This window comes from Leeuwenhoekiella aestuarii (genome assembly GCF_004104055.1).
Classification (GTDB): Bacteria; Bacteroidota; Bacteroidia; order Flavobacteriales; family Flavobacteriaceae; genus Leeuwenhoekiella; species Leeuwenhoekiella aestuarii.
Window position 1 is genome coordinate 1 of the sequence record NZ_QOVJ01000016.1, and the last position, 26,420, is coordinate 26,420.

The 26,420-nt window shown below is 34.7% G+C and carries 22 protein-coding genes and 1 pseudogene; 6 read left to right on the forward strand and 17 right to left on the reverse strand.

Annotated elements, in window-relative coordinates; genetic code table 11:
• From DSM03_RS18430 to DSM03_RS18470, 9 genes and pseudogenes are all read right to left on the reverse strand, one after another.
• Nucleotides 1-262: hypothetical protein (locus DSM03_RS18430; protein WP_161568071.1), on the reverse strand; the 262-nt coding region annotated here is incomplete at its 3' end.
• A gap of 4 nt (nucleotides 263-266) precedes the next feature.
• Nucleotides 267-3,434, reverse strand: coding sequence for an RHS repeat domain-containing protein (locus tag DSM03_RS18435; protein WP_128763434.1), 3,168 nt, complete (start codon nucleotides 3,432-3,434; stop codon nucleotides 267-269).
• Nucleotides 3,435-4,364: 930 nt separating this feature from the next.
• Nucleotides 4,365-5,948 (reverse strand): type IV secretory system conjugative DNA transfer family protein, encoded by a 1,584-nt coding sequence (locus DSM03_RS18440; protein WP_128763453.1) that lies wholly within the window; start codon nucleotides 5,946-5,948, stop codon nucleotides 4,365-4,367.
• A 4-nt stretch (nucleotides 5,949-5,952) separates the two neighbouring features.
• Complete coding sequence (gene mobB, locus DSM03_RS18445) at nucleotides 5,953-6,984, reverse strand: MobB family relaxase (RefSeq protein WP_128763435.1); 1,032 nt, start codon at nucleotides 6,982-6,984, stop codon at nucleotides 5,953-5,955.
• Between the two features lie 14 nt (nucleotides 6,985-6,998).
• Nucleotides 6,999-7,375, reverse strand: a pseudogene (locus DSM03_RS18450) (BfmA/BtgA family mobilization protein); the annotation flags it as partial.
• Nucleotides 7,376-7,817: 442 nt separating this feature from the next.
• Complete coding sequence (locus tag DSM03_RS18455; protein ID WP_128763437.1) at nucleotides 7,818-8,267, reverse strand: JAB domain-containing protein; 450 nt, start codon at nucleotides 8,265-8,267, stop codon at nucleotides 7,818-7,820.
• A gap of 12 nt (nucleotides 8,268-8,279) precedes the next feature.
• On the reverse strand, nucleotides 8,280-8,660 hold the full coding sequence (locus tag DSM03_RS18460; RefSeq protein WP_128763438.1) for a DUF6876 family protein: 381 nt from the start codon (nucleotides 8,658-8,660) through the stop codon (nucleotides 8,280-8,282).
• 69 nt (nucleotides 8,661-8,729) lie between these two features.
• Nucleotides 8,730-9,071, reverse strand: coding sequence for a single-stranded DNA-binding protein (locus tag DSM03_RS18465; protein ID WP_128763454.1), 342 nt, complete (start codon nucleotides 9,069-9,071; stop codon nucleotides 8,730-8,732).
• Nucleotides 9,072-9,828: 757 nt separating this feature from the next.
• Nucleotides 9,829-11,526 (reverse strand): helix-turn-helix domain-containing protein, encoded by a 1,698-nt coding sequence (locus DSM03_RS18470; protein WP_128763439.1) that lies wholly within the window; start codon nucleotides 11,524-11,526, stop codon nucleotides 9,829-9,831.
• Between the two features lie 200 nt (nucleotides 11,527-11,726).
• On the opposite strand from DSM03_RS18470, the gene DSM03_RS18475 reads away from it, so the two are divergent.
• The 6 genes from DSM03_RS18475 to DSM03_RS18500 are packed head-to-tail and all read left to right on the forward strand — an operon-like array spanning nucleotide 11,727 to nucleotide 17,859.
• Entirely contained in the window at nucleotides 11,727-12,140 is a 414-nt protein-coding gene (locus DSM03_RS18475; RefSeq protein ID WP_128763440.1) for a prepilin-type N-terminal cleavage/methylation domain-containing protein, read from the forward strand.
• On the forward strand, nucleotides 12,137-12,619 hold the full coding sequence (locus tag DSM03_RS18480) for a general secretion pathway protein (protein ID WP_161568072.1): 483 nt from the start codon (nucleotides 12,137-12,139) through the stop codon (nucleotides 12,617-12,619). Before DSM03_RS18475 ends, DSM03_RS18480 begins: the two co-directional genes overlap by 4 nt.
• Entirely contained in the window at nucleotides 12,619-14,028 is a 1,410-nt protein-coding gene (locus tag DSM03_RS18485; protein ID WP_128763442.1) for a GspE/PulE family protein, read from the forward strand. Before DSM03_RS18480 ends, DSM03_RS18485 begins: the two co-directional genes overlap by 1 nt.
• A 4-nt stretch (nucleotides 14,029-14,032) precedes the next feature.
• Nucleotides 14,033-16,234 (forward strand): type II secretion system protein GspD, encoded by a 2,202-nt coding sequence (locus DSM03_RS18490; RefSeq protein ID WP_128763443.1) that lies wholly within the window; start codon nucleotides 14,033-14,035, stop codon nucleotides 16,232-16,234.
• Nucleotides 16,235-16,240: 6 nt separating this feature from the next.
• On the forward strand, nucleotides 16,241-17,347 hold the full coding sequence (locus DSM03_RS18495; protein ID WP_128763444.1) for a PilN domain-containing protein: 1,107 nt from the start codon (nucleotides 16,241-16,243) through the stop codon (nucleotides 17,345-17,347).
• Nucleotides 17,347-17,859, forward strand: coding sequence for a hypothetical protein (locus DSM03_RS18500; protein ID WP_128763445.1), 513 nt, complete (start codon nucleotides 17,347-17,349; stop codon nucleotides 17,857-17,859). Before DSM03_RS18495 ends, DSM03_RS18500 begins: the two co-directional genes overlap by 1 nt.
• Nucleotides 17,860-17,953: 94 nt before the next feature.
• On the opposite strand, the gene DSM03_RS18505 is transcribed toward DSM03_RS18500, so the two are convergent.
• The 8 genes from DSM03_RS18505 to DSM03_RS19005 form a co-directional block, all read right to left on the reverse strand.
• Nucleotides 17,954-18,385, reverse strand: a complete 432-nt coding sequence (locus tag DSM03_RS18505) for a tail fiber protein (RefSeq protein WP_128763446.1) — start codon at nucleotides 18,383-18,385, stop codon at nucleotides 17,954-17,956.
• Complete coding sequence (locus DSM03_RS18510) at nucleotides 18,386-18,874, reverse strand: hypothetical protein (RefSeq protein ID WP_128763447.1); 489 nt, start codon at nucleotides 18,872-18,874, stop codon at nucleotides 18,386-18,388.
• Nucleotides 18,871-19,845, reverse strand: coding sequence for a hypothetical protein (locus DSM03_RS18515; RefSeq protein ID WP_128763448.1), 975 nt, complete (start codon nucleotides 19,843-19,845; stop codon nucleotides 18,871-18,873). Before DSM03_RS18515 ends, DSM03_RS18510 begins: the two co-directional genes overlap by 4 nt.
• Nucleotides 19,846-19,850: 5 nt before the next feature.
• The gene (locus tag DSM03_RS18520) at nucleotides 19,851-20,849 is read right to left on the reverse strand and encodes a hypothetical protein (RefSeq protein ID WP_128763449.1); all 999 of its coding nucleotides are present in this window, start codon (nucleotides 20,847-20,849) and stop codon (nucleotides 19,851-19,853) included.
• A gap of 18 nt (nucleotides 20,850-20,867) precedes the next feature.
• Nucleotides 20,868-21,836 carry a hypothetical protein gene (locus tag DSM03_RS18525; protein WP_128763450.1) on the reverse strand — a complete coding sequence of 323 codons (969 nt, stop codon included), beginning with the start codon at nucleotides 21,834-21,836 and terminating at the stop codon, nucleotides 20,868-20,870.
• Nucleotides 21,837-22,521: 685 nt separating this feature from the next.
• A complete protein-coding gene (locus DSM03_RS18530; protein WP_128763451.1) occupies nucleotides 22,522-22,929 on the reverse strand; it encodes a hypothetical protein in 408 nt (135 codons plus the stop codon).
• Nucleotides 22,916-23,581, reverse strand: a complete 666-nt coding sequence (locus tag DSM03_RS18535) for a hypothetical protein (protein WP_128763452.1) — start codon at nucleotides 23,579-23,581, stop codon at nucleotides 22,916-22,918. Before DSM03_RS18535 ends, DSM03_RS18530 begins: the two co-directional genes overlap by 14 nt.
• Nucleotides 23,581-26,420: RHS repeat domain-containing protein (locus DSM03_RS19005; RefSeq protein ID WP_420813171.1), on the reverse strand; the 2,840-nt coding region annotated here is incomplete at its 5' end. The genes DSM03_RS18535 and DSM03_RS19005, both read right to left, overlap by 1 nt.

Genomic DNA, 26,420 nt, shown 5'->3' on the forward strand with positions numbered 1-26,420 from the left:
TAAAAACATAATTCTGATCACTCAAGGTTATGTTAGAATAGCTTGGAAATACAACAGCTGCTTCAGGAACTATTTTAGCAGTAAAAGTTGCGCCACTTTGTATATGGGTATTCGGACCTAAAGTAAGGCTTACCGGATCTGTAAGGTTAGCGGAACTACCACTTGCTACAACATAGGTATTACCTGATTGAGGATAATATTTCTGGCCGAAGCCCAAAAAACCAATACATAATGCGATTACACTTAAGTAAAACTGTTTCATCTTCCTATTGGTTTTTATAATGATACTTATACTCCTGTAATAACTTCATCTCATCATCCAAAACCGTCTTAAGTCGATTGAAATCATCATACTCATAGGTCATCTCCTGACCACGAGGATCGGTAATTTTAGTCACTCCCACCAAAGGTTCATACTCATAGGTGGTGACCATAGCGTTGGGAAGTCCGTTTCTCACTTTATTGAGCTCGGTAGTACGCTGCGCATTCGTACTAGAAGGGTTGGTAAGAATAGCTTGGTTCAATCCTGTTGTCGTAACCTCGGCCTGAGTAGCATTCTCAATCTTGGCTACAAGATATTCACCACTATAACCCCATAAGTAGCTAATATGAGAGCCTTCATCCTTACTTACCTCTAATGGATTACCGTAACTGTCATAGTCGTGGTAGATAATCCGATCCCGTAACTTGTTAGTTGTTGAATTGTACAAACCCTTTAAAGTCTGAACCGATTCAGGCTGTACTATCCCTGAATCTATCTTATAATTGGTTCGTTGAGCGCTAATTAGTTCATCAGAATCAAATACTCCATTATTGTCATCATCTACATAAACTTCACTTTGAAGATGTTCAATAATACGATGGTTAGCTATTAGTTGGTTAATGGAAGAGGTTTCATCTAAGCTAAACGGATCAAGCCCAATCGGATTTGAGGAGTTTAAATCATGGGGATATAATTTTCGCTGTAATATGTTTTTCTTAGAACTCGAAGATTTAACAATGCGCGATAATTGACCGTGTTCAGGGTTATCATAATAGTAATATTCATTAGAAACAATTGGAGCGTTTTCGGTATCGAAATTTGTAACCCTTTTATGACTTAAATAATGCCAATTTTGGGAAATATAATATCTGCTGACATTCAACTCTGTTGGCACAAGCTCTTTGCTGCCACTTGGGTAATTTGCACAATATTTGTAATACCGCAAACTGATTGGATAACCATAGACGGTATCAGTTATGCGATTGTCTCGAACATAAAAATATTGTTCCTTTAAAACATCTTTAAACAAAGAGCCATCTTTTTTAAAATACACTCTCTCAGTCTCAAGGCCATCACCCCAGGATAGATCTCCTTCAGAAAAAATAGGATCAAGAGCATTAAATATTTGGTACGGTTGATTTGGTCTGGCAAATTTATAGGTGTGTTGAATACCGCCATTCTCAAAATTACCTCCACCTGAACTTTCGATTACATCAGTATATCTAATGGTTTGTACATCTGTATTAAATAAGGCTTGAATAGCACCTGAGTTTAACGTTGTAAAATACTGAATCCACATTGCGCATTGTCCTGACGCGCTATACGCCGTGCAGGAACCACTAGCAAAACTGTTTGTCGTATATTGAGGAGTAATTCCTTTTAAACCTGTTGAGCGGGATAGGTTTGTTCTCTTAGCATAATAATACTTCTTTTGGTCTAAAAGCTCACCTGAATGACTGTAATTTTTATAACCAGAAATTCTTTGACCGCCGGTTTTAACATTTACAAATTCATAAGTTGAGGCACTACTAGAATATTCAAAATTTAGATTTCCTCGCAAACATTCATAATACACTGCAATTGTTATCTTATATTGACTATCTGCTCGAAGATCAAAATACCATTCATCATTTGAAAACCCTTGATTAAAACCTAAACTATTACCAAAAGGTTTTATACCTAAACCAGGAATATTTCGCTTTATAATACTAGATTGATTAAAGGTTAAGTTCTGAATGGTTATAGAAAGTTTTTGATCTGCAGCTGCCGGAAAATCGGTGGAAGAACAACCATAATAATTGGGATCAAGTCTTATCTCCAAAGGTACGATTTCCGATTCTTGACTTGTTATTAACAGCTGCTGAGACCCACCACTCCTCTGAGAATCCAGTGTAGCAACCTCCATATATACCTTTTCGTAATCAACTATTTCCTGTTGCTCATTATATGAATTACTCTCATACTCAAATTCTGAATAGCCTTTAGTAGGATAAATAAGTTTTTTTAATAATCCTATTTTAGATTTTACAGTATCTATTTCTTTATTGGCTCCATTACCAAAATGGTTCCTTACTCTATCACCAAAAACATTATCTATATCCGGGTATATTTTTGAATTGGCGTTGTTGTTAAAATAGCCCCAATGATCCTTCTGCTTTGAAAGTCTTTCAGGAAGACCTGGCAAATTGATATATTCAAACCTGTAAGTTTTGTTAGGATCATCAAAATCTAAGCCCTCTAAAAAGTACCGTTCATTTTGATTCATATAACTTAATTGAATTGTTTCAACATCACTATTATTACTATTTTTTAACGTTATTCCAGTAAGAAAATCATAACCATTTACCTGGGAATGAGTTAAATCATACGAAAACTCTACGGTTCCATTTAATGGATTATCACTTCTTATCTTCCAAAGTTTTTTACCCTTTACTAAAAGATTATGGTTTATGATAGGGGATTGATATGGATTAGGGTACGGAATACCGCAAACATCGTCTGAATGTGTTTGATATATATTCGTTTTCAATCGAACGTATTGTGATTGAGCAGAAACATAGTTATAGTCTTCATCTAAATAATCAAAGTAGACAATCTCATTTTTTACAGATATAACTCTCGTTAAATACCAGGCTGTATCAATGTAATTACCTAAGAAATTAGTCTCTCCAGTACCACCAATTCTATCTGATCGTGTACTCTCAATCTCCTCAAAATAATAAGTATTACCATCTGGATCGATTATTTTAAAACTTCCGTCTCCACTCGAAACGTAAACGATATCGTAGGTAATATTGTCTAATGGCACTATTCTTCTTTGGTTTTGAGAGTTATCCATTGTAAACCTTCCTTGATGCCCTAAAAAATTAAATGTAAATATGTCTGGTTGACTATCAATTGCTAAGGGTTGTGCGTGACCAGGAATGGAATAAATCATATTGTAGAAATAATCAGCCCACGCTTGTGAATTATAGTCTGTGCTATTTGGTCGGATATAACCACTTTCTTCATCAGGATTATGATTTACCTGACGTGTAATTACTCCTCCAGCATTTAAATTCCATCCTAAACCCACTTTAGTAGCAAGACGATCTACTTGAATTCCATTAGAACTGTATGTTAATGATAATGGTATTTCTACTGAACTGGTATTATACTGTAATAAATCCAAAGAAACTTTATTTGCTCCGGTAAATAAACCTATTGGAAGTTCTCCAAACTTACCAAGTTCATATGCAGTCGGACTTGGAGGAGAGTAACTTGGAAGTTCAGTTTGAGTTTGCTGACAAAATAAAATATTTGAAAAAAACAGCAGTAAAAAAAGAGATAGATTATTTAATTGGATATTCCTCATGATATTATCGCCGAAGGTTAATAAAAAAATTATTTGTTTTCTAAAACAAAATAAAAACCTTAAAGGAAACAACATTAATTACTCTTATATCATAAAAATTTATGATATAAGAGTAATAGATTCAAAACATTAGAGTTTTATGCATAAAAAATATTAACTCGAAAATGTAAGTAAGCATAATTATTTAAAAACCTGAATAATAATATAGTACTAAATTAAATTCGAAAAGAATTGAATTATTAGAAATGATCAAAGTTTTAATCGGAGTAAAACAAATCTTTTTCTTGGAGCTATAAACTGTTAGACTCTTAAAACTCAATCAAATTAAAGCGATTAGTTCAAAACTTTTGAATCGCGAACAAGATTTAGGGTATCTGTCTCAGCGCAGCTATGGAGTCCAATAACTACAAAAACATCATTTTTGAGCAGGAAATATTGTATTTCGTATTCGAAATTGAAAATAATTCCGGTTTGAATATGATGTAAACTTTTTAGAGGTCGGTGTCGAATCGCGGAACAAAACCAAGAAATCATCGCAGCATAATATAAAAAAGGTATGAGAGTAAAAAAAGGAAATGTGCCCGATTTGTTTATGTATTAGCCAAGTTTTCCATGAGTTATTACAGCCGCGAGATCGTAAAACTTCGAGATCAAAATGAGGAGCGCGATCTAGATCTCAAAATTGCACATCGGTTTGTCAATAATCCGAATTGATTGTAGCTATTAGTATTTTCAATCCTTTAATATTTAACTAAATATGGCCCGAACCTCATTATAGATCCGTTCAAAATTTTCTTTTAAATCGGTCCTGGAATAGGACTGATCTACTGTAGGAAGATCCCGATATATTTCGGGTAATTCAAATCGTACTTTTTTATCCTTTCCATCAGCAAAGGTTATAAACTCCCCAGGTTTCAGTCTAAAAAAAAGATCTGCTCTTCTTTTAGAGGCCTCTCGCTCACCAGTAGTAATTCGGGTATCTGACTTAAAGATATTAACGGCTTTACTTATGCTCTTGGTAGGATTTTTAACAATTTCAAAAAAACGCTCGTAGTACTTAGCGGTATCCGGATCATTTACTTTTCCAAAAAACTGATAGGATAGATTACTCAATATTGCCTTGCTTGCCTTTTCACCGTACATGATGTCATTTTGAATTTTGTCTTGCATCACATACAGCGTTGCAATATTATAGCTTCGTAAAGTGGCCGGAATGCGGTGCATATTCAATAACCGGATCGTAGGAGCTTCTTCCATCATCAAAAAAGCGGGTTGCCTACCCCGTACACTCATTTGTTTAGTAAGGGTATGAATGATCGTAGCAATCACCGGAGCATAGGCTGTTTCATATTTAGGGTTGTTCACAATAGAAAGCACACAGGGATTGTCTTTGCTATTAATCGCTAAGGGAACTTCATCTGCAGACAGGGTCATAAAAATGCTTTGGGTACTGATACGCTTTAGCGCATTGGCCAGGGTACTTTTTACTCCAGCGGTTTGTCTATCAGAATCCTTTCCGCTAATAAACGCATCGGCCATCGCTCTGGAAGTCGTATTGGTTTTTAAAAACTCGACCAAACTCTCGGTGTTTAGTAGTTGATAAATGGCTATTAAATGGGGTAGTGTACAAATATGCGGATAATCGGTCTTCAGTTTCCAGATCAGCCCACCGATCAAACCTTCTGCGGCATCGTTAAAGAATTTGGAAGTGCCTGCTGCCCCACTCTCCCGCTGTTCTAAAAGATTTTCTATCAACACCCGGGATACTTCGTTAACGCTTTCTTCATTCTCCAGATAGCACGGTGCAATGGGATTGACGCGATGGATAATCTTATCAAAAGAAATAATCTTAAAAGGAATTGAACCTTCCTTAAACAGCGGATAGGCCATTTCGGTAAGTTCAAAATCTTTATAATCGTGTAACAATCCACAAAATCCTTTGCTTTGAAAATGTTGTAAAAAACTATAGACTACACTTTCTGTTTTACCACTCCCTGCAGCACCGATAATGGATGCACCCCGCATGATATTTTCAATTTTAAAAATACCTTGTGTTGTTTTAAATGAAACGGTATAGCGTTTGTCTACCGGATGCTTTTCCTCTGAGCCCCCCAAATACACGTAACACACCATGTTGATAAGCATTAACGGGCAGCCTATATACATCACTATTAGCTTCCAGTCCTCTTGAAATGCCCCGTACCCGATCACTATAAAAAGCACTATACTATTTATAACAAAACCAAATTTTGAGATCGTGTACATAACCAGACAAAACACGATATATGCGATAGCTAGATATGCTATTGTTGGGATCTGATCGAGTATCATAACCTTAAATTCCAATAGAGCTTGATTTGATCGCCACTTCCGCTCCACGTCTTAAGCGTTTAAAAACACGCAATGCGATTTGTGCTTTGTTGATGGATACACCGGGTATGGAAGGAAGCTCAGCTTTTGACAGTATCTTAAAAGCGAGTGCCTTTTCATTAGCCGGTAATTTCAAGAGGGCTGCAAAATATCCATTAGGATTTTTGACAAATTCCTTACGAGCTTTATAGGATTCCGCATAATTACGCTGATATTGAAACAGCCTGTCAAAGGTTTGTTCGGCTTTGCTATAAAAAGCATCCCGATCGAATCCTCGTTTCACCAGCTTCCCGTTGATCGTTACTTCAGAGGCTTTGTATTTACTTCCCGGTGATAGGCTGACAGCGTTCGAAGCATCCTTTCGACTTACGATAATATGTATATGACTTTGATTCCCGGCTTTGGGCATTCCTTGCACAATGCGTTTTCCGTTTTGTTGGTGAGGCGCTTGTTGTTCCAACTGGGCAACACGCCGGATTAGACTTTTAAGATCTCCGGCGCTTCTTCCTTGTTTGATTCTTCGAATTTCATTTTTTAAGGCTAGTATTTTGATCGCATAAGGTTGATTTTCCCGTACCTGAACATCGGTCCCTTTAAAGGTTCGTTGGTGTTCCACTTTAGCGAAATACATAATATCTTGAATCCTTAGAGGACGTCCATGAATCTCTCGATTGAAAGCAGCAACATAATCCTTCATCAATTCCCGGGTATAGGCTTTCAGCTCCTTACTGCTGTTTTGTAGTCTTTGGAGTTCGTATGTTGAAGGGCTCACGATTATGGAGTAAAATTTCGGTTCTTTGGCTTTGAGTTTCGCGGTATTTCCATCAATTTTCTGAACGACTTGTGTTGCGGGAATTTCATCGTGATCATGGTTAAAGAAATACTCGGTATACGCTAAAACCTCTTCTGCATTTTCTTTTTCCAAATAGCTGACAAAGTCTGCAGAACTTTTAGGATAATGACCGCCTTGCTTTTGTGGGGATATGGTGATGTACATCGGATTATTCTTTTTAATTGGTTCTCTAGATTTAATTTTGTTCTAAAAGCTACTCCGGCTTCTTAGGAGCATATTTCTTTTCGACAAGAAGTGGTTTTTCTGGTTGCGGTCCTACTTCAAACAGGGATTGCAACATCGCTTGTGTAGGTTTGGTTTGGGTCTTTTCGATGTCACGCATAATAGCGATGATCGCGTTGATGCGCTTTTTAAGATTAGCTTCTAAAGTTCTTCCGGTAGGCCCCAAACGTTCCTTAGGTGAAATCTCGTTGTATTGAAAAAAGTCAAGCATTTCCTCCAAGGCTTCCGTATGCGATTTGAAGTGAGATTGTGAAAATTCCTGAAAGCGTTTAGCAACCTTCTTTTTAAATCTAATTCCCGTAAATGAGTCCATAATTCGCTGTTTTGTCGCAAATAACTCCCTGAAAATCGTTGCTGTAAGGCCGTTTGTCGCAAATGTCTGATTGAAAAGGATATTTACAAACCACCAGGTGACTGTTTTACAACTGTTTAGCAATAAAAGGTATATCTGTAACCTCGCGTAGCGGGTTACCCTCTTGCTTTTCCTTTTCGTTCGCCCCAGCGAACAAAATTTCAAACAATCTGGTGCTGCCTTGTTAGCATGCAGCATCCATTGCAAAGTCTTCAGAACCTTAATTCAGGTATGTTATCTGTGGTTAAAAGGCTATCAGCGAAAGTCAGAAAGTGGATAACCTTGTATATATTTTAATGCTGTTAGTCAGCCTTTTAAATATAATACATTTTATTTTAAGATAGGCCTCAGGCATAAAAAAGACCTCTAAATAATAGAGGCCTAAAGTTTAAATCGTGTAGTATTATAAAATTCCATCATCGGCAAAACTGTAATAATCCCCTTTAGGATTGATGATGATATGGTCTAAAATCTTAATATCTAAAAAATTGGCACCTGCTTTTATTTTACGGGTCAACTGCTTATCGGCTTCACTGGGTCTCAGAGTTCCACTGGGATGGTTGTGAACTAAGATCAAAGCGACAGATAAGGATTTTAAAGCCACTGCAAAAAGCAGTCTGAGATCTACTAATGTGCCTGTGATTCCACCTGCAGAAATTTGATAAATACCTTTTACCTTGTTGCTGTTATTAAGCAATACGATTTTAAAGGATTCATAAACGGCAATGGTGTTTTGGTCCCAGTTCTGATAAATCACGTGGGCAGCCAAAGAAGAAGAACTAATTTGTGGCCAATGCTCCGCCTTGCGTTTTGGTCGGTAGCTCAGGCTTATTTCATTTATACGTGTTTTCATAGTTTCCTATCTTTAATATTCATTAGGGAGCATCAGCATATCGTCTACGAAAAACAGTCGTAGTTCATCTAAAGGAAAATCGGTGTACTCGTATTCCTGTTCCATTAGAATAGTTCCTTTACCATTAGCATAGGTAATCCTTGCCTCTTTATGAGTTTGTTCTTGTACGCTCTTTGGATTGCGTTTAAAAAGAATCAGAATAAAGCTGCTCTTGTTTTTAAGGCTTTTACACACTACCGCCGCATCCGTAATTAGCCAGTGACATTGTGCTTGGTCTGCGAGGTATTTAATGCCCTCGGTATATTTGGCACGTAGCATGGGAATTTGGTAGCAGGTTGTACTTCCACAAAATCCTTGAAGGGTTTCGATTAAATGTTTATTTTGTGTACTCATTTTAATTAGATTAAAGTGATTAATGAGAGGGCGAAACTTTGAGCGGCAACGCCCTCTTTTTTAAAAGGTTTACTCGGATTTACTACCCAGTAATAAAATTTCTGAAGCTTCTACTTCAGTTACATAGCGTTTTAATCCTGCACTATCGATATAGCTTCTAGACTTGAGTTTTCCGCTCAAAGCGAGTTCTTTGCCTTTGGTGACATAATTCTCAATAAGATCAGCGGTTTTACCCCAAGCCACAATGGTGTGCCATTGCGTATCCTGTGTTTTTTCGCCTTTGGCATTTTTGTAAAATTCATTGGTAGCCACTGAAAAACGAGCTACTTTTTTTCCGCTTTCTAGCGTAGTTAGTGTAGGTTCTTGTCCTACGTTTCCGATTAACTGTACTTGGTTTCTTAGTGTACTCATAACTCTAAAATTTAAATGATTAAAAATGCTGCCTAAACCCTTTAGACAGTTTGCTTTTATATCTTCAAAAAATGATTTACTTATGTTATCCTGAGCGTTTCCCTTTTTTGTTTTATGTTTTTTTGATCCCGCTTCTTTTGTTATGTTTTGAACTGATTTCATAAGATTCATTTTTGATTTACTTCCATTATTGCCTATCGCTGTTACCTTTTTTTGTTGCTGATACATTTTCAAGAGTTTGAATTAGTAAGGACATATAAAAGCGCGGCACAAGCGGTTATGCTGTCCGGCTAACTTCAAACTATTGGTATTTTGCTTTCAAAAAAAGAGCAATACAGCGATGCTGCTTAAGGGAATTCAAAAAGCTGACGAGGGAAGTTAAAACTTGAGAAGGGGGATCAAATGCTTAATATCGAATACCAGATACTATGCACGGCCTATCCTATAAATTTTATATTATTAATTAGGAACTAGAACACTATCCTTATGCTAATGAAGAAGTAAAAGTCATAGGAGGTTATACAACGGTAGCCTACAGAGAGGTCTCTGGGAAGTAAGATTTTTATAAGTCATACGCTAATATTAGACAACCTTAATATTAAGTAGAACTATTTATTAATGAATTAAAACACATCTGATTATCAAAAAACGAGTATTGATTTAAAAGAGTAGATTGTATTAAGTCTTTAAGAACTTACAATTACTTTTAAATGTATCTTATGTATAACGATAGGTGTGCTATAACTGAAATTAAGATTCAAGATACTTGTTCTGTATCCTTGATAAACTTGGAAGGGTATATTCCCACTATTTTTTTAAATGCTTTTGAAAATGATTCTGCACTATTGTATCCAAACTCTTTTGAGACAGCCTCAATAGTGTAGGATTGTAGCAATGCATTAGTTTTAAGTTGAAAAACAGCCTCATTAATTCTAAGTTCGTGGATATAAACACTAAAGCTTTTTTGCTTATAAAAATTCACAACCTTAGATAGGTAAGAAGAATTTGTATGTATATAATCGGAGACGTCTTTTAAACGACCTATTTTCAAGTATATCTTTTCTTTTTCGAAAGACTCTAATCCTACTAGAATATCGTTAATAACCTGTTGTGAGACACCAATATTATTAATTTGTATATGCTTCTTTTCGCCATCAATTTGAGATTGATTCTCGTCCTCTACGACTGAACTTTCATCGAAATCATGCGTTTTAGTATAGTCAATAAGAAATGAGCTTACATAAGTTCTTGACAGATATATGTTAACCGATTTCTTGTTTTTAAAGACCAAGATTAAAATCAATCCCCCTAATGAAATAAATCCTAAAAAATACAACCAAATCTTTCTCTGGAAAAACGTTTTATTAGATCTGACATAAAAAAGATCAAGAATTTCACTATTATAAAACTTAAGATTTAAAATTTTAACATTATCACTAATCTTATTATTTACCTCAATCAGTTTCTGAGTATAATACAAATGCTTTTTTGAATCTTGATTTTCTGCTGCTTTTAGTGCTAAAAAACTATAAACTATAGGCAGGTTACTAGGGAGTATGTCAAAATTTACGTACAAAGAATCAACCTTTATATAATTCTTTACAGTTTCATTAGGGGCATTCAAATTCTGATAAACTTTACCTAGGTTAATAAAATAATTAGCAACTTCCCCTTGATCAAAATTGTCAAATTGAATATTTTGATACTGCTTTAGTGCTTTTTTATAATGTCCTGTAACCAAATTCAATTTTGCAAATGCAAGAGTATTTAAATTCAAGAAGTCTTGATCTGATTGAGCATTCATTACCAATTTTGCCTTAGAAAAATATTGCTTGGCAAGAAGAGTATCTTTAGATTCAATATATAGGTATCCAATATTCTGATTAATATTAAAATATTCAATTTTATAGTTCTTCAAGTAATCCGATTGTTCTTCGATTAACTTTAAAGTTTTCAGCGAATAATTTATATCTATCATTCCCCACCTGTCTTTGATTGCAGCAATACCAAACCGTATAGTCAAAATTTTATCTAAATCGTCATTATGTATATATCTTTGAGACTTTAGATAATTGTCAAAGGAGTGTTGAAAATCATCTAGACAATAATAGTAAGCACCTTTTAATAAGTATCCCATAGCTGGGTAATTGTTATTATTTTCAAGGTTCTCAGTAGTTTGAACTATAGAATCTGCATATTTAATATTTGTTTTAAAATCGTAAAGCCTTGCTAGTAAATCATAACCTCTGGCAACTTTTACGATATCGTTTTCATTTTTAGCACGCTCTAAATATATCTTTGATACACATTCTATCAAATCCTTGTTTTGGCTATTGTCATAAATATTTAACAGTTCTTCATCAGTTAATTGAAGATATTCTGTATTTGCTAGTTGTTGTGACTGTGTTTTAAAAAAAAATAAGAAGAAAAATAAGAAATAGTAGGTTTTTATCATAGGGCTAAGCAGATAAAAATCCTGTGTAGGGAAAGGATTAATTAATTTAACAGTTATTCACAAATTTACACTTCAATTCTTAATTTTAAGATAAAATAATGTTAACAATTTTTAACTTTATAGTCTAGATTCATTAATTCCGACATGTAAATCTTAAAACCTGACGTGAATCCTTATATATTTGTTTCAAATTTTCCGTTATGAAATTCAAAGTATTTTTTAAAAAAGTACCTGCGTTTAACCTGAATGAGATGTTATTCACTTTAGCAATTATCGGCATATTGCTTTTATTAGCTCTTCCAAAATTACTACCGCTTATCTCTAAGGCTAAAAGTCTGGAAGCACAAATTCAACTTAAATATATTTATAATCTTCAGACTCAATATTTCTACCTGAATTCAACGTATGCTGACGATTTTAATACATTAGACTTTGAGGCTCCCAAAACAGTACAGGAAAATGGCACCTCAAACTATATTTATGAAATCGTGAATTCCAGTAACGATCGATTTAAAATAAGAGCTATTGCTATTACAGACTTTGATAGGGACGGTATTATGAATGAATGGGAAATAGATGAAAATGGTAACCCTAAACAACTTGTAAAAGATTGATTTTATTATTCAAAATAATATTGATAGTAACTTTATTCAGTATATTTCTCCAAGATTTAAGACACCGATTGGTTTACTGGTTCTTATTTCCTATTGTTGGGATTGCGTTTGGAATATTACATATTACCGAAACGGGATATTTTCAATTTTTAATAAGTATTGCCATTAATATGACTGTAATAGGTATTCTTTTATTAGTCATCTACCTCTATGCTAAAATTATTATGAAAAGAGCTTTTTTTGAAACTATTGGACTTGGAGATCTTTTACTTTTTATAGCTCTAGCATTCTCTTTTAGTCCAGCTACTTTTATGATTCTCTTTGTTTTTTCAATACTGTTTAGTCTCCTGTTTTATTTAATTATTTTAAAAAATAATAAAACCCAAACTATACCGCTGGCAGGTACTATTTCTTTATTTTTTAGTTTGATATTACTAATAAACTGGATAGGTTTTTATGATACACTATATCTTATTTAATGACTGAAAATTCACAAATTCCGATTGAAATTCAACAAATTATAGCTCCGGAGGATGCCTATTCGTATCGGGTTGTTCCTTACGCGATTAACAATCAAAAATACCTGTGTTATACAGATGCTGAAGACTTAGAAAAATTACAAAATGAGCTTCAGGTTATTTTGAACCTTTCCATTGAACTCACTACTGAGAAATCGGAGCTCGTTGACACGTTATTAAGTAAAAATTACAGAATCTCATCAATTCAAGAAGCGGAAGCCATAAGTTATACTCAAGACTTTTTGGAAAAAATTCTGATGACTGCAAAGTCCATTGGCAGTAGTGATGTGCATTTTGAACCTTTTGAAGAAAAATGTAGGGTACGTTATCGTTTAGACGGAAAGTTAAAGGAACAGTTCTATATTCCTATTGATGAATATCCCATAATCATTAATAAAATAAAAAACCGAGCTTCTCTGGATATTTCGCAAAATAGGCTTCCTCAAGATGGAAGAATAAGCATGCAGATAGGAACCAATGAATTTGATATTAGGGTATCTACGCTGCGAACCTTACACGGGGAAAGTATTGTTCTTAGAATACTCAGTAAGGATACCAGCACTATAAATCTTGCTGACTTGGGATTTACAGAAGAGGAATTGAAGACCTATAGAGAAGCCATTAAAAACCCTAATGGAATAGTTCTTATTTCAGGTCCAACCGGATCTGGAAAAACAACTACCTTATATGCCACCCTAAAATTATTAAATGAAGCGAGCACAAAAATTCTAACCATAGAAGACCCTATTGAGTATACACTTGAAGGAGTTAATCAAGTTCAACTGCGTGAGGATATTGGGTTGGACTTTCCCAGTGCAATGCGCACCTTTCTTCGTCAGGACCCGGATGTAATTATGGTTGGGGAGATTCGTGATGTTAAAACCGCTAATATGGCGATTCGGGCTGCATTAACAGGTCATTTAGTTCTTTCTACCATACACACCAATTCCGCTTGGGCCACAGTTTCCCGGTTGATTGATATGGGAGTGCCTCCATTTTTAATAGCCAGCACTCTTAATATAAGTGTAGCACAACGTTTAGTGCGAAAGCTCTGTACAATTTGTAAAAAGGAAACTTCAATAAATGTTGAAGAATTTCCAAAATCTTATAAAATACCTGACGATTTAAAAACTCATTATATCGCTGAAGGATGCCAAGCTTGTCATCATACCGGATATAGTGGCCGAATGGCTTTATATGAAATCATCCCTATTACAAAAGAATTACAAACAGCTATTAAAGCAGAACACTTGGAAATTGACAATTACCTGTCTCATAACAACATTCCACAACTTAAAGATCATGCAACAAGACTCATCAAAGAAGGCATAACTTCTTTAGATGAAGTCTTTTCACTACTGGTACATTAAATTTATGAAACACCTTCTTTTATTTTTCTTTATAGTTTTTTCAATTTCTTTCGTTTCCTCTCAAGAGAATTCAGATCGTATCGCGCAATTGCGGTATCAATTAGAAAGCTTGGAAGTTGATATTCCTGGACTGGAAGAAAAAATAAATGTAGACTTGCAAAATACTACACTTCCCAATTTTTTAGTAGCAATTTCCAGAATTCACAATGTAAATATAAATGTAAGTCCAGACCTCAACCAACTTACCGTAGCTAATAATTTTAATCAGGTAAGTGTTAAAGATGTTCTACTATTTCTTTGCAAAGAATACAACTTAACCATAGATTTTACGGGCTCTATTCTATCTATAAAGAATTATACTGCTCCTATTCCACCTACTGAAGAGCGAATTATACCCGTAAATTATAACCCAAACCGCGAGTCTTTATCTGTAGACCTACAAAATGATATTTTATACGATGTTTTTAAAAAAATCACTGCAGTTACCGGTAAAAACCTTGTTTACAGACCGGGATTAGAAAACAACAGGTTAACCGTCTTTATTCAAGAAATGCCTATTGATGCAGCGCTTGATAAGTTAGCCTTTGCCAATAACTTAATACTTTCAAAAACTCGCGATAATTTTTATGTATTTGAAAGTAAAGAACTTCCAGAAGATTTAGCTTCAAATAATTCCAATCGCCCGGTGCGAAGCAGATCCTCTGATTTTTATTACAAAATTCTAGATACTCTGGAAGCTAGATTAGATGTAGACTTTGAGAATACTCCTATTGCTACTGTAGTTTATGACATCAGTAATGAGCTCCATAAAGACTATTTTCTTGCTTCTCCTTTAGAAGCTGCAGGTAATGCCAGTCTTAAAGCTCAAAATATCACTTACGATGAGATGCTTAAAATCTTATTTGAAGGTTCTGAGGGTAGAACGCAATCACAAGCATCAGACTCTAACCAATCATATCCCTCAAACTCTGCTATTAACAATCAAAACCAGCAAGTAAATCCCTCAAATTCTTCAGGTTTTTCCTATAAAAAAATAGATGGTATTTACTTTTTTGGAGCCGTAGACCAGCTTTCTGTCCGTTCAGTTCAGATTATCCCGCTTATGCATCGTTCTATCGAATTGATGGACGATCCTATACGTACTGGACGAACAGCTGGGAGAACAGTTGGCTTTAATCAAAACTATTCAGGTTTTAATAATACCAATTTTGGCACTAGTAATTATCAGGATGGCTATAACAATTCAGGAACTTCACAATATACCAATACACGGAGACAAAGTCAAAATTACAATGATCGATCAGAAAATTCAGGAAATACTGATTTTTTAGAAATCATTCCTGATGAAGTTAAAAATGACTTAGACATTCGCGTTGATAAAGAGTTGAATAGCTTTTTTGTTAGTGGTCCAAGCATAAATGTTGAGCGTTTTAAAAAGTTTATCGCTGACATAGACAAACCAGTACCCGTTATTCTCATCGAAGTCATGATTTTAGAAATTTCAAGAAATGCGACCTTAGAGGCTGGTGTAGAATGGGGATTGGGTACTGAAGCTACCCAAACTCAAGGTAAACTATTTCCCGACTTAGACGTTAAACTAGGCGCCAATACGGTAAATAAAATACTGGGAAGAATTGATGGAAGTAGTTTTTTCAATATTGGTACAGTTATGCCTAATTTCTTCGCAGCCATAAAAGCACAGGAAACAAATGGTAATTTTAAAGTAAAGTCTTCGCCAAGAATCGCCACTCTGAACGGACATCGTGCTTACTTTAGTAACGGTCAAACTAGTTACTATGCTGTAACGAATCAAACCTTTATAGGTTCCCAAAATCCTGCTACTTCAGAAATCACAAATTACCAGCCTATAGACGCCGAATTGTCATTAGATGTACGACCTATAGTTTCAGGTGATGGTATTGTAACGATGGATATGAAAGTTATTCAATCTAACTTTAATGGTGAGCGTATTGCTGAAGGTGCACCTCCGGGGATTAATTCCCGTGAGTTTACTTCTCTTGTTAAAGCGAGAAACAATGATATTATAGTTTTGGGAGGACTTGAAGAGCGCTCCAAAGATGATACCGGTACCGGTGTTCCATTTTTATCTAAAATTCCAATTCTAAAATGGCTATTTAGTAAACGTACCCGAACCGATAAACGTGCCAAACTTACGGTACTGATCAAGCCTACCATAATTTATTAACTCAATATGTCACAATTTAATCGTTGGTTGCATAAACTCAAAGAAGGAACAACTTATTACGGATTAGAAGTAATTACTGATACTGAAACGCAAACCTATCAGCTTGTACAAGCTAAAGTTGTTGGTGGTGAACTTGAACCTATTTCCTTTGAAAGCCTTGACAATTTTGAAGAGCTCTTTGAGAAGATTCCTAGGGGAAGTCAGGTCTTTTTAAATTACAATACTACTCAGGTAATCAAAAAGGAGACAACGGTTCAAACAGACCTCTATAAGCAAGTAAAGCAAGTATTTCCTAATCTTAAGCTTGAAGACTTTTATTACGAGGCTCATAAGAACACTACTTCTTCTGAAATTGCCATTTGCAGAAAAGAAGTCATCGACAGGTTTATTGAAAGTTTATCCACCAATAAAATTTATGTTACGCAATGGAGTTTGAATGGCTTACTCAAAAAAAGTTTGGACAAAACAATTACGGTTTCGAGCATACCATTGGAAGAACAGTTTATCGCAGCTTTTTCTGGAACATTCGTTTTAGCAACTGGTAATAGGCGGACAGAATTTAGCTACGGCGAAAGACAAATCCAAAAAAAACAACTGTTTCATCAAGAACGTATTTATAAACTAGGCTTGCCAACTGCAGTCGGATTCTTATTAGTAGCCCTAATTATAAATTTCTTATTTTTTAATTCTTACTACTCTGAAATTGAAGAATTACGAGAAGTCACTACTTTAAATAGTACTCAAAAGCAATTGGTCTTAAAGCTTCAGGAGGAAGTAACAAAAACAGAACAGCTCCTAAAAGATGTTCAAAAATCTTCAGGATCAAAGACCTCTTATTTTATTGATCAACTAGTGAAAGATCTACCGGACGAAATTTTACTTAATGAACTCAATTATCAACCCTTAAGCAAGACCATTAAGGAAGATGCTGCTATAGAGCTGAGCGAAAAACGTATCCTTATATCTGGGCAAACTCGAGAGAACCGCATTTTATCACAATGGATTTCAAAGCTGGAACGCCTCCCATTTGTAAAAAAATTAGAAATAGCAGACTTAGAACAACTTGACAAAGGCTTATCCGGCTTTACAATCAATCTGGAATTGAACGAATAATGACGATACAAAACAAAAATAAACTTCTTGCTGCCTGCTTCATTTTAGCACTCTTTATTTGCTATTATCTCGCATTTTCTGAAACCTTTTCAGTAAAAAGGGAGTATGATAATTTAAAAGATCAACAATTAATAGCTAAAAACTTACCAGCTCAACTCATCAGTTTAAAGCAAAAAAATAAGAAGTATGATTCCTTACTTGCAGCTTATCAAATCAGTGAAACCTCCTGGCAAAACAACCTTCTTTACCGAATAGATCGTTATGCTAAATTGAATGAACTCAAAATACTCAAAATTGAAGAACCGCATACTTTTACTTCTAACGGGCTAAAGGTTTCAAGTTACGCTATCGCACTATCAGGTGATTTTGATAACTTACTTGGGCTACTCTATGAACTGGAGCAACAGGCTAATTTTGGTCAGCTAGCAAATGTTCACTTTATCAAAGAAATAGACTATCGTACTAAAGCTACACATTTAGAAATGCGTTTTTTAGTTCAGGTAATTAATTGATTCTTTTTTCTAAATTTTTGTAATTGGTTTTCAATTTTTCGATTTCATCGTTCTGATCCAAAATATACAAGGTCAATTCTTCGACTTTCTCAAGCTACTTAAGATTCATTTCTTTTAGATTCAAACCGTCTTTATTCATTTCTGATGCAGATGGAATATTAGGCAAATGACCTTCCTTGTGAATAAATCTTTTTACTTCTTTTAAGTCAAGAAGCTTATAGTCATTTTTAAAGACATAATCCGGAGCTACGGCACCATCAAGATCAACTCTTACCTCTTGTGTATGAATCTTTCCTTTAACTGTGAGTGCTTCATCAGGACTAGATGTTCCAATACCTACTTTTCCATCACTGAAAACCGTAAACTGAGGATTCCAAGTGGAGGACTGAGTAACACCAATAACAAATTGATCCAAAAACTGATTACTTGAATCATCCCCAATATTTACTCGTAATTGCGAGATATTATTAGATTCATTAAATCTTGAAAGCCATAACTCATCAATATTGTTATTTACTCCTTGCAATTAAAACTTACTACCATATTTTTGATTTTGAGTTGAACTATCAAAACCGTTTGAACCTAAGTATAAATTTTTATTTACCTGAGAATTACCATTAACCTCTAAAGCTTCTTTAGGATCTATTGTTAAAACACCTACTTTATGATTTATAATCCTCATAATAGATGTACCATCATGAAATGCAAAGTCAAATCCCCCATCAGGATTGCTCCCTCCCCAGCTGTTTGTAAATCGTATGCTTCTACTGGTTCCTCCTGATGAATATTGTTCTATAGCCCTATTACCCCAGTCCCAGTAAATTTTATTACCAGTTTGATGAAGTCTCAAATTTCCGTTTACATGTAGTTTTTCAGAAGGATTTAATGACCCAATGCCCACATTTCCAGAATTTTCTATTTTGTTATCTTGCGCTATACAAGTTATAGTCCCAACTAAAAAAGTTAGAGTTAAAATGGATTTACACTTCACTAAATGTAATAGTTTTCTAATCATTCCGCTTCTAATTGTTCTATTCGTTTTTCTAATTTCGCTATTAATTGTGCTTGTTTATTTATGAGTCTTTGTTGTACGGTATTTGCTTTATTTTCTGCTATAAGATATAAAGTCAGTTCTTCAATTTTTTGAAGCAATTTTGAATCCATTTCCCCTAAGAAAATCCCTTCTTTTTCAACTTCTGCCGCACTTGGAATGTCTTTAAGATGCCCTTTCTGCGCTATATGATTTGCTACTTCTTTTAAAGTGGGTAAATAATAATCCTTCTCAAAAACAAAATCAGACCAACCCGTTTCCACTTTAATTTCTTTAGCTCTAATAGCTCCATTAACACCCAGTTTAAACCCTGCAGCGTTACCTGTTCCTATTCCTACAAAACCATCGCTATTTATAAGCAAATGAGAACCAGCGCCGTGTTTACCTCCAACATAAAATTTAAGACTGCCTTGAACATTCTCATTAGTAATGTACATATTCTTTCTATTTCCTAAAATACCATAACCACTCAATCGCAATTGTTCTTCTTGAGCATTAGGATTACCTGTATCAATACCATCAATTATTAGTGTATTGTTCAATTTAAGCTTGCCATTCACATCCAATTTTTCAGAAGGGCTCGTTGTGCCAATACCCACATTTCCTCCCTGATCATTTAAGATAAGTTTGCCTTCTGAACCCCCTCCCCTGAAATAAATAGAACCGTTTGAGGTCAAATTCTCTAATACAAAATGATTATTACTCGCATCAGAGGTTCTCAACCTAAATTTTGAATCAAATTGAATACCATTATTACTACCTAAGTTTGCTAAATGTAGCCGCTTTGAAGGGTTGGTTGTACCTATACCTACATTAGTTCCAGTGTTTTGAAATGTATTTTGAGCTAAGCAGTCTAAAGTGCTATTAAAAAAACTAATCAAAAAAAATAAAATGTAGCTTGAGTAATTGTGATAACCTGTAATCGATTTCTTCATAAGACCTATTGATTTTCAAATTTATTTATTCGCTTTTCTAACTTTTCAATTAAGATTGCTTGTTTCTTATTGACTTTATCTTGTTCCAAGATGTAAAGCGTCAACTCTTCAATCTTTTGAAGCAATTTTGAATCCATTTCCCCTAAGAAAATCCCTTCTTTCTCAACTTCTGCCGCACTTGGAATGTCTTTGAGGTGACCCTTTTGTGCTATATGATTTGATACTTCTTCTAAAGTGGGTAAATTATAATCCTTTTGAAATACAAAATCTGACCAACCGTTTGCCTGTACTTTTACTTCTCGAGCTCCTATAGAACCTTCTACTGCCAGTTTATGAGGACCCATCGTTAGCGTACCTATACTTACACCTACATTATCTCCAGGAAGCATAACAATTCTACCATCAGGATTGGCAGAAGCATCAATTTTAATCTGATTTGTGAAACTGCTTGTGTAGATATCAAAGGTTCTTCTAGCATCTTCCCAATTACTTTGAATACTCCCAAAAAATTGTCTATCACTATCAAAACCATATATCCTCAACAATCTACGCTGCCCATTACTCGACACCTCCTTTCCAAGATGAAAATCACCACCCTCTACATCAAGCTTTGCAACAGGATTTATAGTGCCAATACCTAAATTACCGGCTTGAGTTAAATACATTTTTGTCTTGTAGCTGGAAAAGTCACCATCTAAATGGTTACTAAGTGTACTAAAAGCTAAGCCATAATAGTTTTCACTTCTTAAAGCGTGAATAATTGAGCTATCATATGTATTTCCTGTACCTCGCCATCGTGAAATAAAAAGGGAGGGTTCTAAAGATCCTGTTGGAGACTCCTGCACTCCAAGAGATAACTTCATATGCATCCCCTCTTCAACTTCAAATTTCTTTTGAGGAGTTGTTGTACCTACACCAACTTTATCTGAAGAATTATACAATTGACTAAATGATAGAAAAGTTTTTAATATCAAAAAAATGGTACTATACTTTCTTAAATTCATAATGGAATTATTTGATTATTAATTGCTATAAGTCTTCAACATATGTTCTAAAATCTCTAACTTTTTGGAAATCTTTTGAATAACTTGATTTTGAGCATCTATCTTTTCTTCTTGTTCAATAGTATAAAGCGTCAACTCTTCAATCTTTTGAAGCAATTTTGAATCCATTTCTCCCAAGAAAATCCCTTCTTTCTCAACTTCTGCCGCACTTGGGATATCTTTTAAATGACCCTTTTGCTCTATATGATTTGCTACTTCTTCTAAGGTGGGTAAATCGTAATCCTTCTCGAATACAAAATCAGACCAACCGTTTGCTTGCACTTTTACTTCTCGAGCTCCTATTGAACCTTCTACTGCCAGTTTATGTGCACCTATATTTGTGTCAGCAGAACCAACGGTTAATTGAGTATTTATAACTACATCACCGTTTCCCTTGATTCGCATGCGATCCGCCGGTGTAGCACCTGAAACAAAAACAATATCCCTGTCGACATTAGATCTGGATTGAAGAACTAAGGTGCCTGCAGGTATGATACCTCTAGGACCATCTCCTGAATAAATGTAAGCACCTGTTTTACCTGTAATAAAACTTGAAAGTTGATCCATCCCCAAATTAATATAAGAGCCAGATTTGGGACTGAATTCAAAATTACCATTAACAGTGAGCATAGATGATGGATTAGGAGTTCCTATTCCCAATGGTCCTCCAAAAGATGATCTTATCCCATTTCCTCTTAATAGAGTATTGCCTCCTAAATTCAAATAACCATATTGCCCAGCACTGTTATTCGCAAGATGCATTATAATTTGCTGACTATTGTTAGGTTGTTTAATCAAAAATGCACGATCACTAACTGTTTGATTAATTTCTAAAGCTCCCGAGGGATTTGTAGTACCAATCCCTACATTACCTGAAGTTGGAAACGTATTTTGAGCAAATAGTGATACAGGAATTAATAAAATGAGAGAATATCTGATTTTGAACATAAAACTGAGTTTGATCAAGTAAATAACGAAAACTCATTGAATATGATCAATTTTTTGTTGTCTGTATTTATGAATTGAGAGAAGCTCTTTTATGATTAGCAAATATGAGGGAGAAGCTGTTTAGTTGATTATGCAAGATTAAGGAATAAAATAATTTAGCAATACTTTTTCAATAAATGTAAATGATATTGGCATATATATAACGCAATATTTTTTGCCACTATATCAGATTGACATGAATTCCGTTAAGGCTTGTAAACTCTTTAATATTCGCTATATTTACTTTATACGATGGATATATAGCATTCTAACGTGTTTAAATATGACATTAGAAGCACACATTTTAAGTCTGTGTAAGGCTAAAAAGCTATCTCAGGGGATCTGGGTAAAAAGTAGTAGGGACTTCCGTTGATACCATAGAACAGTATGAACGCTGCTAAGTGCCCCTTTATTGATGTAACTGGAAATATTGAAGATGCCTTCGAAGTAGGTTAGTAGGTACGCCCTAGATCTGTAATGTAGATCAGGAGCTGGAGTAGCACCTGCTTAAATGAATGATAGAGGTACAATAGATGGGGGAACATGATAAATCTACGGTTATTAAAATTATTGATGCCTTTATTCGTGATACTAAAACTAAAAAAGCGTACGCATAAAAAACCACAACTTTCGCTGTGGTTTTTATTTATTCTTTGCACATTACGCCATCAATCCGCTCGCTAGGTGGGTCTCCTTTTATATTAGAAGTATAGTAAAAACAATTGTCTTCTATCTTTGTAATTTCAACTATGACACCACCAATACGATTAACTTTCCTTTGAAAATCATTTAAAGTCATTTTATCTCCATCATAAAAAAGTATGTAGCTGCAATCATTTAACCATTTTATTTTAGAGTATCTTTCTATTCCTTCGCTATCAACCTCTGTTTGAAGCGTATCGTTTCTAATAATTCTATATGGTTGTGTTCCTTCTGAATCGTTTGGAATAATGAAATAACCATACTTAATCCCAGTGCAATCCAATTTTTGAGAGCATGAGGATATACTTACTAGAAGCAGTATCATAATTAAAACTCTATTAGCTGTTTTCACGATTGTATTTTAATTCCTTCTTTAATTTATAAAACTCTTCCTTATATGTTTTTTCTGCATCTTGCAATTCTTCCTCATATATCTCAACGAGTTTATCAAATTCAGGATTCTCATTTAGTTTTGCTGCAATAATCGCTATGTTGGCACGCAAAGGATATAAATAATTATGAACGGAAAGCTCACGAGGATATTTGTTCAAAACTTTATCAACTCTATCTATCGAACTGTTTTCGTCAAAATATGGAATTATAGTTTCTTCTAAATATTCAGGTATAACTTCAATAAGTTTACAAATATCATTTTCGTCATTTATTAACCAATTCGATAAAGCATTGGTTCTTACTCCTTTTTCCGAGCCTTCATTTTTGTATCGCAATATTTCAAAAAGATGATTGCCTAATGTCAAATAAGGTCTATCGTTAATTGAAGTTATAGTTTTATATATAGCTTCTATGTCGTTTATTTTTATTCTTATTTCTGGTTTTATTGTAATTGAATCTCCTTTTTTAAAAAAAAATAAATCAACTATTTGAGAACATCCATTTGTATCTCTTACAAACTCTCTCTTTTTCTTATTTAATTTAAACTCTTTTTTTTCAAAGCTTAAACTAATCCCTTCTAATAATTTATTCGATGCTTCTGTTATTTTCATTATTGTTCCAATATTTTTGGGTCTACGGTAGTTGTCCTTGTCGTTGTAGTCGTAGTACTAATTGTTTGTCCTTGTGTAGTACCTGCGTTTTTACCAACTAATTCTACTGACTCTCCATTATTATAAAACCTTTCTTGTTGTTTCGTAAGTTTCGCATTTCCTGTCTTTGTCTCGTTAACAAGTTTTATTTTACCTGTTTTTGGGTCTACTACAACATTATCAAGTCTTGTTGTTGTTCCATCTTCAAATTTACCTGTAACCTGTGTTAATATATCATCTCCTTTAAATTCTTTTGATAAACCATCTGTAACAAGTTTCTCTCCTTTAGCTCCAATTTCTTTGTTTCTTGCCAATATTTTAGCTGCATCAGTAACTTCGTCTCCGCCTCTAGTAAAAATTTTAGCTAAACCTCTTAAAATACTTCCACCAAACTTACTAGCAACAAAACCTGAAATAGCTACGTCTTCTGGTCCAGGTATCATTAAAGAAATAGCCCCTAATGCTCCATAGCCTTCAGCACTACCTTGTTCAATATATTCGTCTGCGGTAATATTACCTTTTAAAAGTTGTTTATCTCTATACCTTTGACGAGCTTCAAAGCTAGAGTTCTCAAGACCTTCAAGTTCAACACCCGAACCTAGCTTATTTTCTTGAAAAGCATAGGTTGAGTTGTAAGTATATTTTTCAGCCAATGGGTCTATTTGCCAAAACCTACCTATTGCTGGGTCGCTCATTCGGTATTTCCACTCGTGTGTGTTTAAGTTTAAGTCTTTAGTAAACTCTTGTCCTTGATAGGTTTTAAGATTATTTTCAACACCATAAGAAACGCTATTGTAACCTTGATGTTCTAATCCAAAAGGATAGTAGTTTTGCTCTTTCCTTATTTCGGAACTGTTCACACTACCGTTATTATCATCATCCGCAAAAGTGATTCTAGTATTTTCCCATATATCTTTTAAATGGTACACATACTGCCATCCACTACCGTCAGGTTCTACATAACCTTCAGGATGCGAGAACTGCTTCAGTACATTGTTCTCATAGACATAATTACCTGAATAATCCGTTGTTGTTATATTCCCGTTATCGTTAGTAACTTTTCGTAGTTTATTTCTATTGGCTGCATAGGTATAATTGATTTTTTGCGTGTTCGAGTTATTAAACTTGATTTCCGTTGGCATATTCAAGTGGTTGTACAGAACGCTTGTAATCCCCTTATTGAGGTCTTGTATCATGTTGCCATTTACATCGTAACTGTAATCATTTCCATTGGTATTCCCATCGTTAAACTGCCCTTTTATAGTATTTGATAGCGATCTAGCATCTGTTACTTTTAAAAGTTTATTACCGCTGTCATAAACAAAAGTCAAATCATCCATTAAATTAAAATGAGAACTGTTTGTAGAAACCGGGTTTGCCACAATATGCCCTTTTCTTACTAAGCTGGTTATATTACCGTTTTTGTCATAAGCAACTGGATCTGCAGGACTATTTAAAGAGTACCTGTTGAGATTATCGGTAGCAAATTTTATCCTGTTTAATGCATCATAACCGTATTTATACCATTTCAATGAATTATCAGTATTGGCTGTACGCCATTCTGTTTCTGAGATATTTCCGTTATAAAGTTTTGTGGCATTATGTGCAGCTGTATTGTAATTAATCCTAAAAGCAAATAAATCATTACCCAGACTAGAAGGATTATTAATAGTCTTTAACCAACCTCGAATGTTATAAGTATAATCAACCTCTTGTAAAGGCTTTGTATCTGTGTTCCCAACTTTCTTTTTCTTTAACTGCCCTAACTCATCGTATTCATTAAAAGCTATAAGCTCATAAGACTGATTGTTGATCTTCTGACTCTGCTTAATCAGCCTGCCCATATGATCATACTCATATTTATCAATAGTGGTGATAGTAGGCTGCCCACTTTTAGTATGTACCGTTTTGCTTTCCTCCTCCTTACCGGTAAAATCAAGTTTTAGCTCTACAATATCATCCGTATCTAAATACTCATTCACGGTCCGTATCCAGATTGCACGCCCCTTCTTATCATATCCCGTAGTGGTGGTGATCCAATCATTGGTTGTTAAAACTCTTACTCTGCTTACAGTAAGCAAGGTTTTAACATTTGTCGTGATTGCTACTCCATAACTCGTCTGAGAAGGAACGCTGACCTTTCCTTGCGCTCCATTTGGTAAGTAAGTATCATAATAATTTATAGTGTACACTCCAGCAACACCTATCGGTTTGGCTATATTATCATAATAAAGTTGATCGCTTAAACCTGACTTTGGAGTGGTTTGACGGGTTTCATACTGACTTGCTGCACCATCAAAAACCGACTGCAAATTAGCGCGAGTCTCGTTACCAGACCAGTAGCCCGTATAAGCGACACGCCCAAAAGCATCGTACTTAGTAAATAACCATTTATTCTCTGCATCCAGATTAGCATCTTGAGTCATACAAGGCTGATCCAGTTTATTGTAAACAATGTATTCCTTATCCTTACCCGGGATCTTCTTTTCAATCAAACGATTTCTAGTATCGTATCTATATTGATAGCAAAGCTCTGATAGTTCTGTGCCATTTGGCTTCCCTCCTGTTGCCTCTGCTTTTGGAGGTAATACGTAGGTTAAATTTCCATAATCATCATAAACATAATACGTGTCGTGAGGCTGAGAATTATCGTAAGTTCGTTTCAACACTACTCTACCTTGCTTATCGGTAAACTCCTCGATGGTATGGTTCTTTGAAGTGCCTCCATCGTGATTCTCATCTTTAGTAACCGTTTTATATAATTCACCAGGATCATAGTATCTACTACCCCCGGTTAACG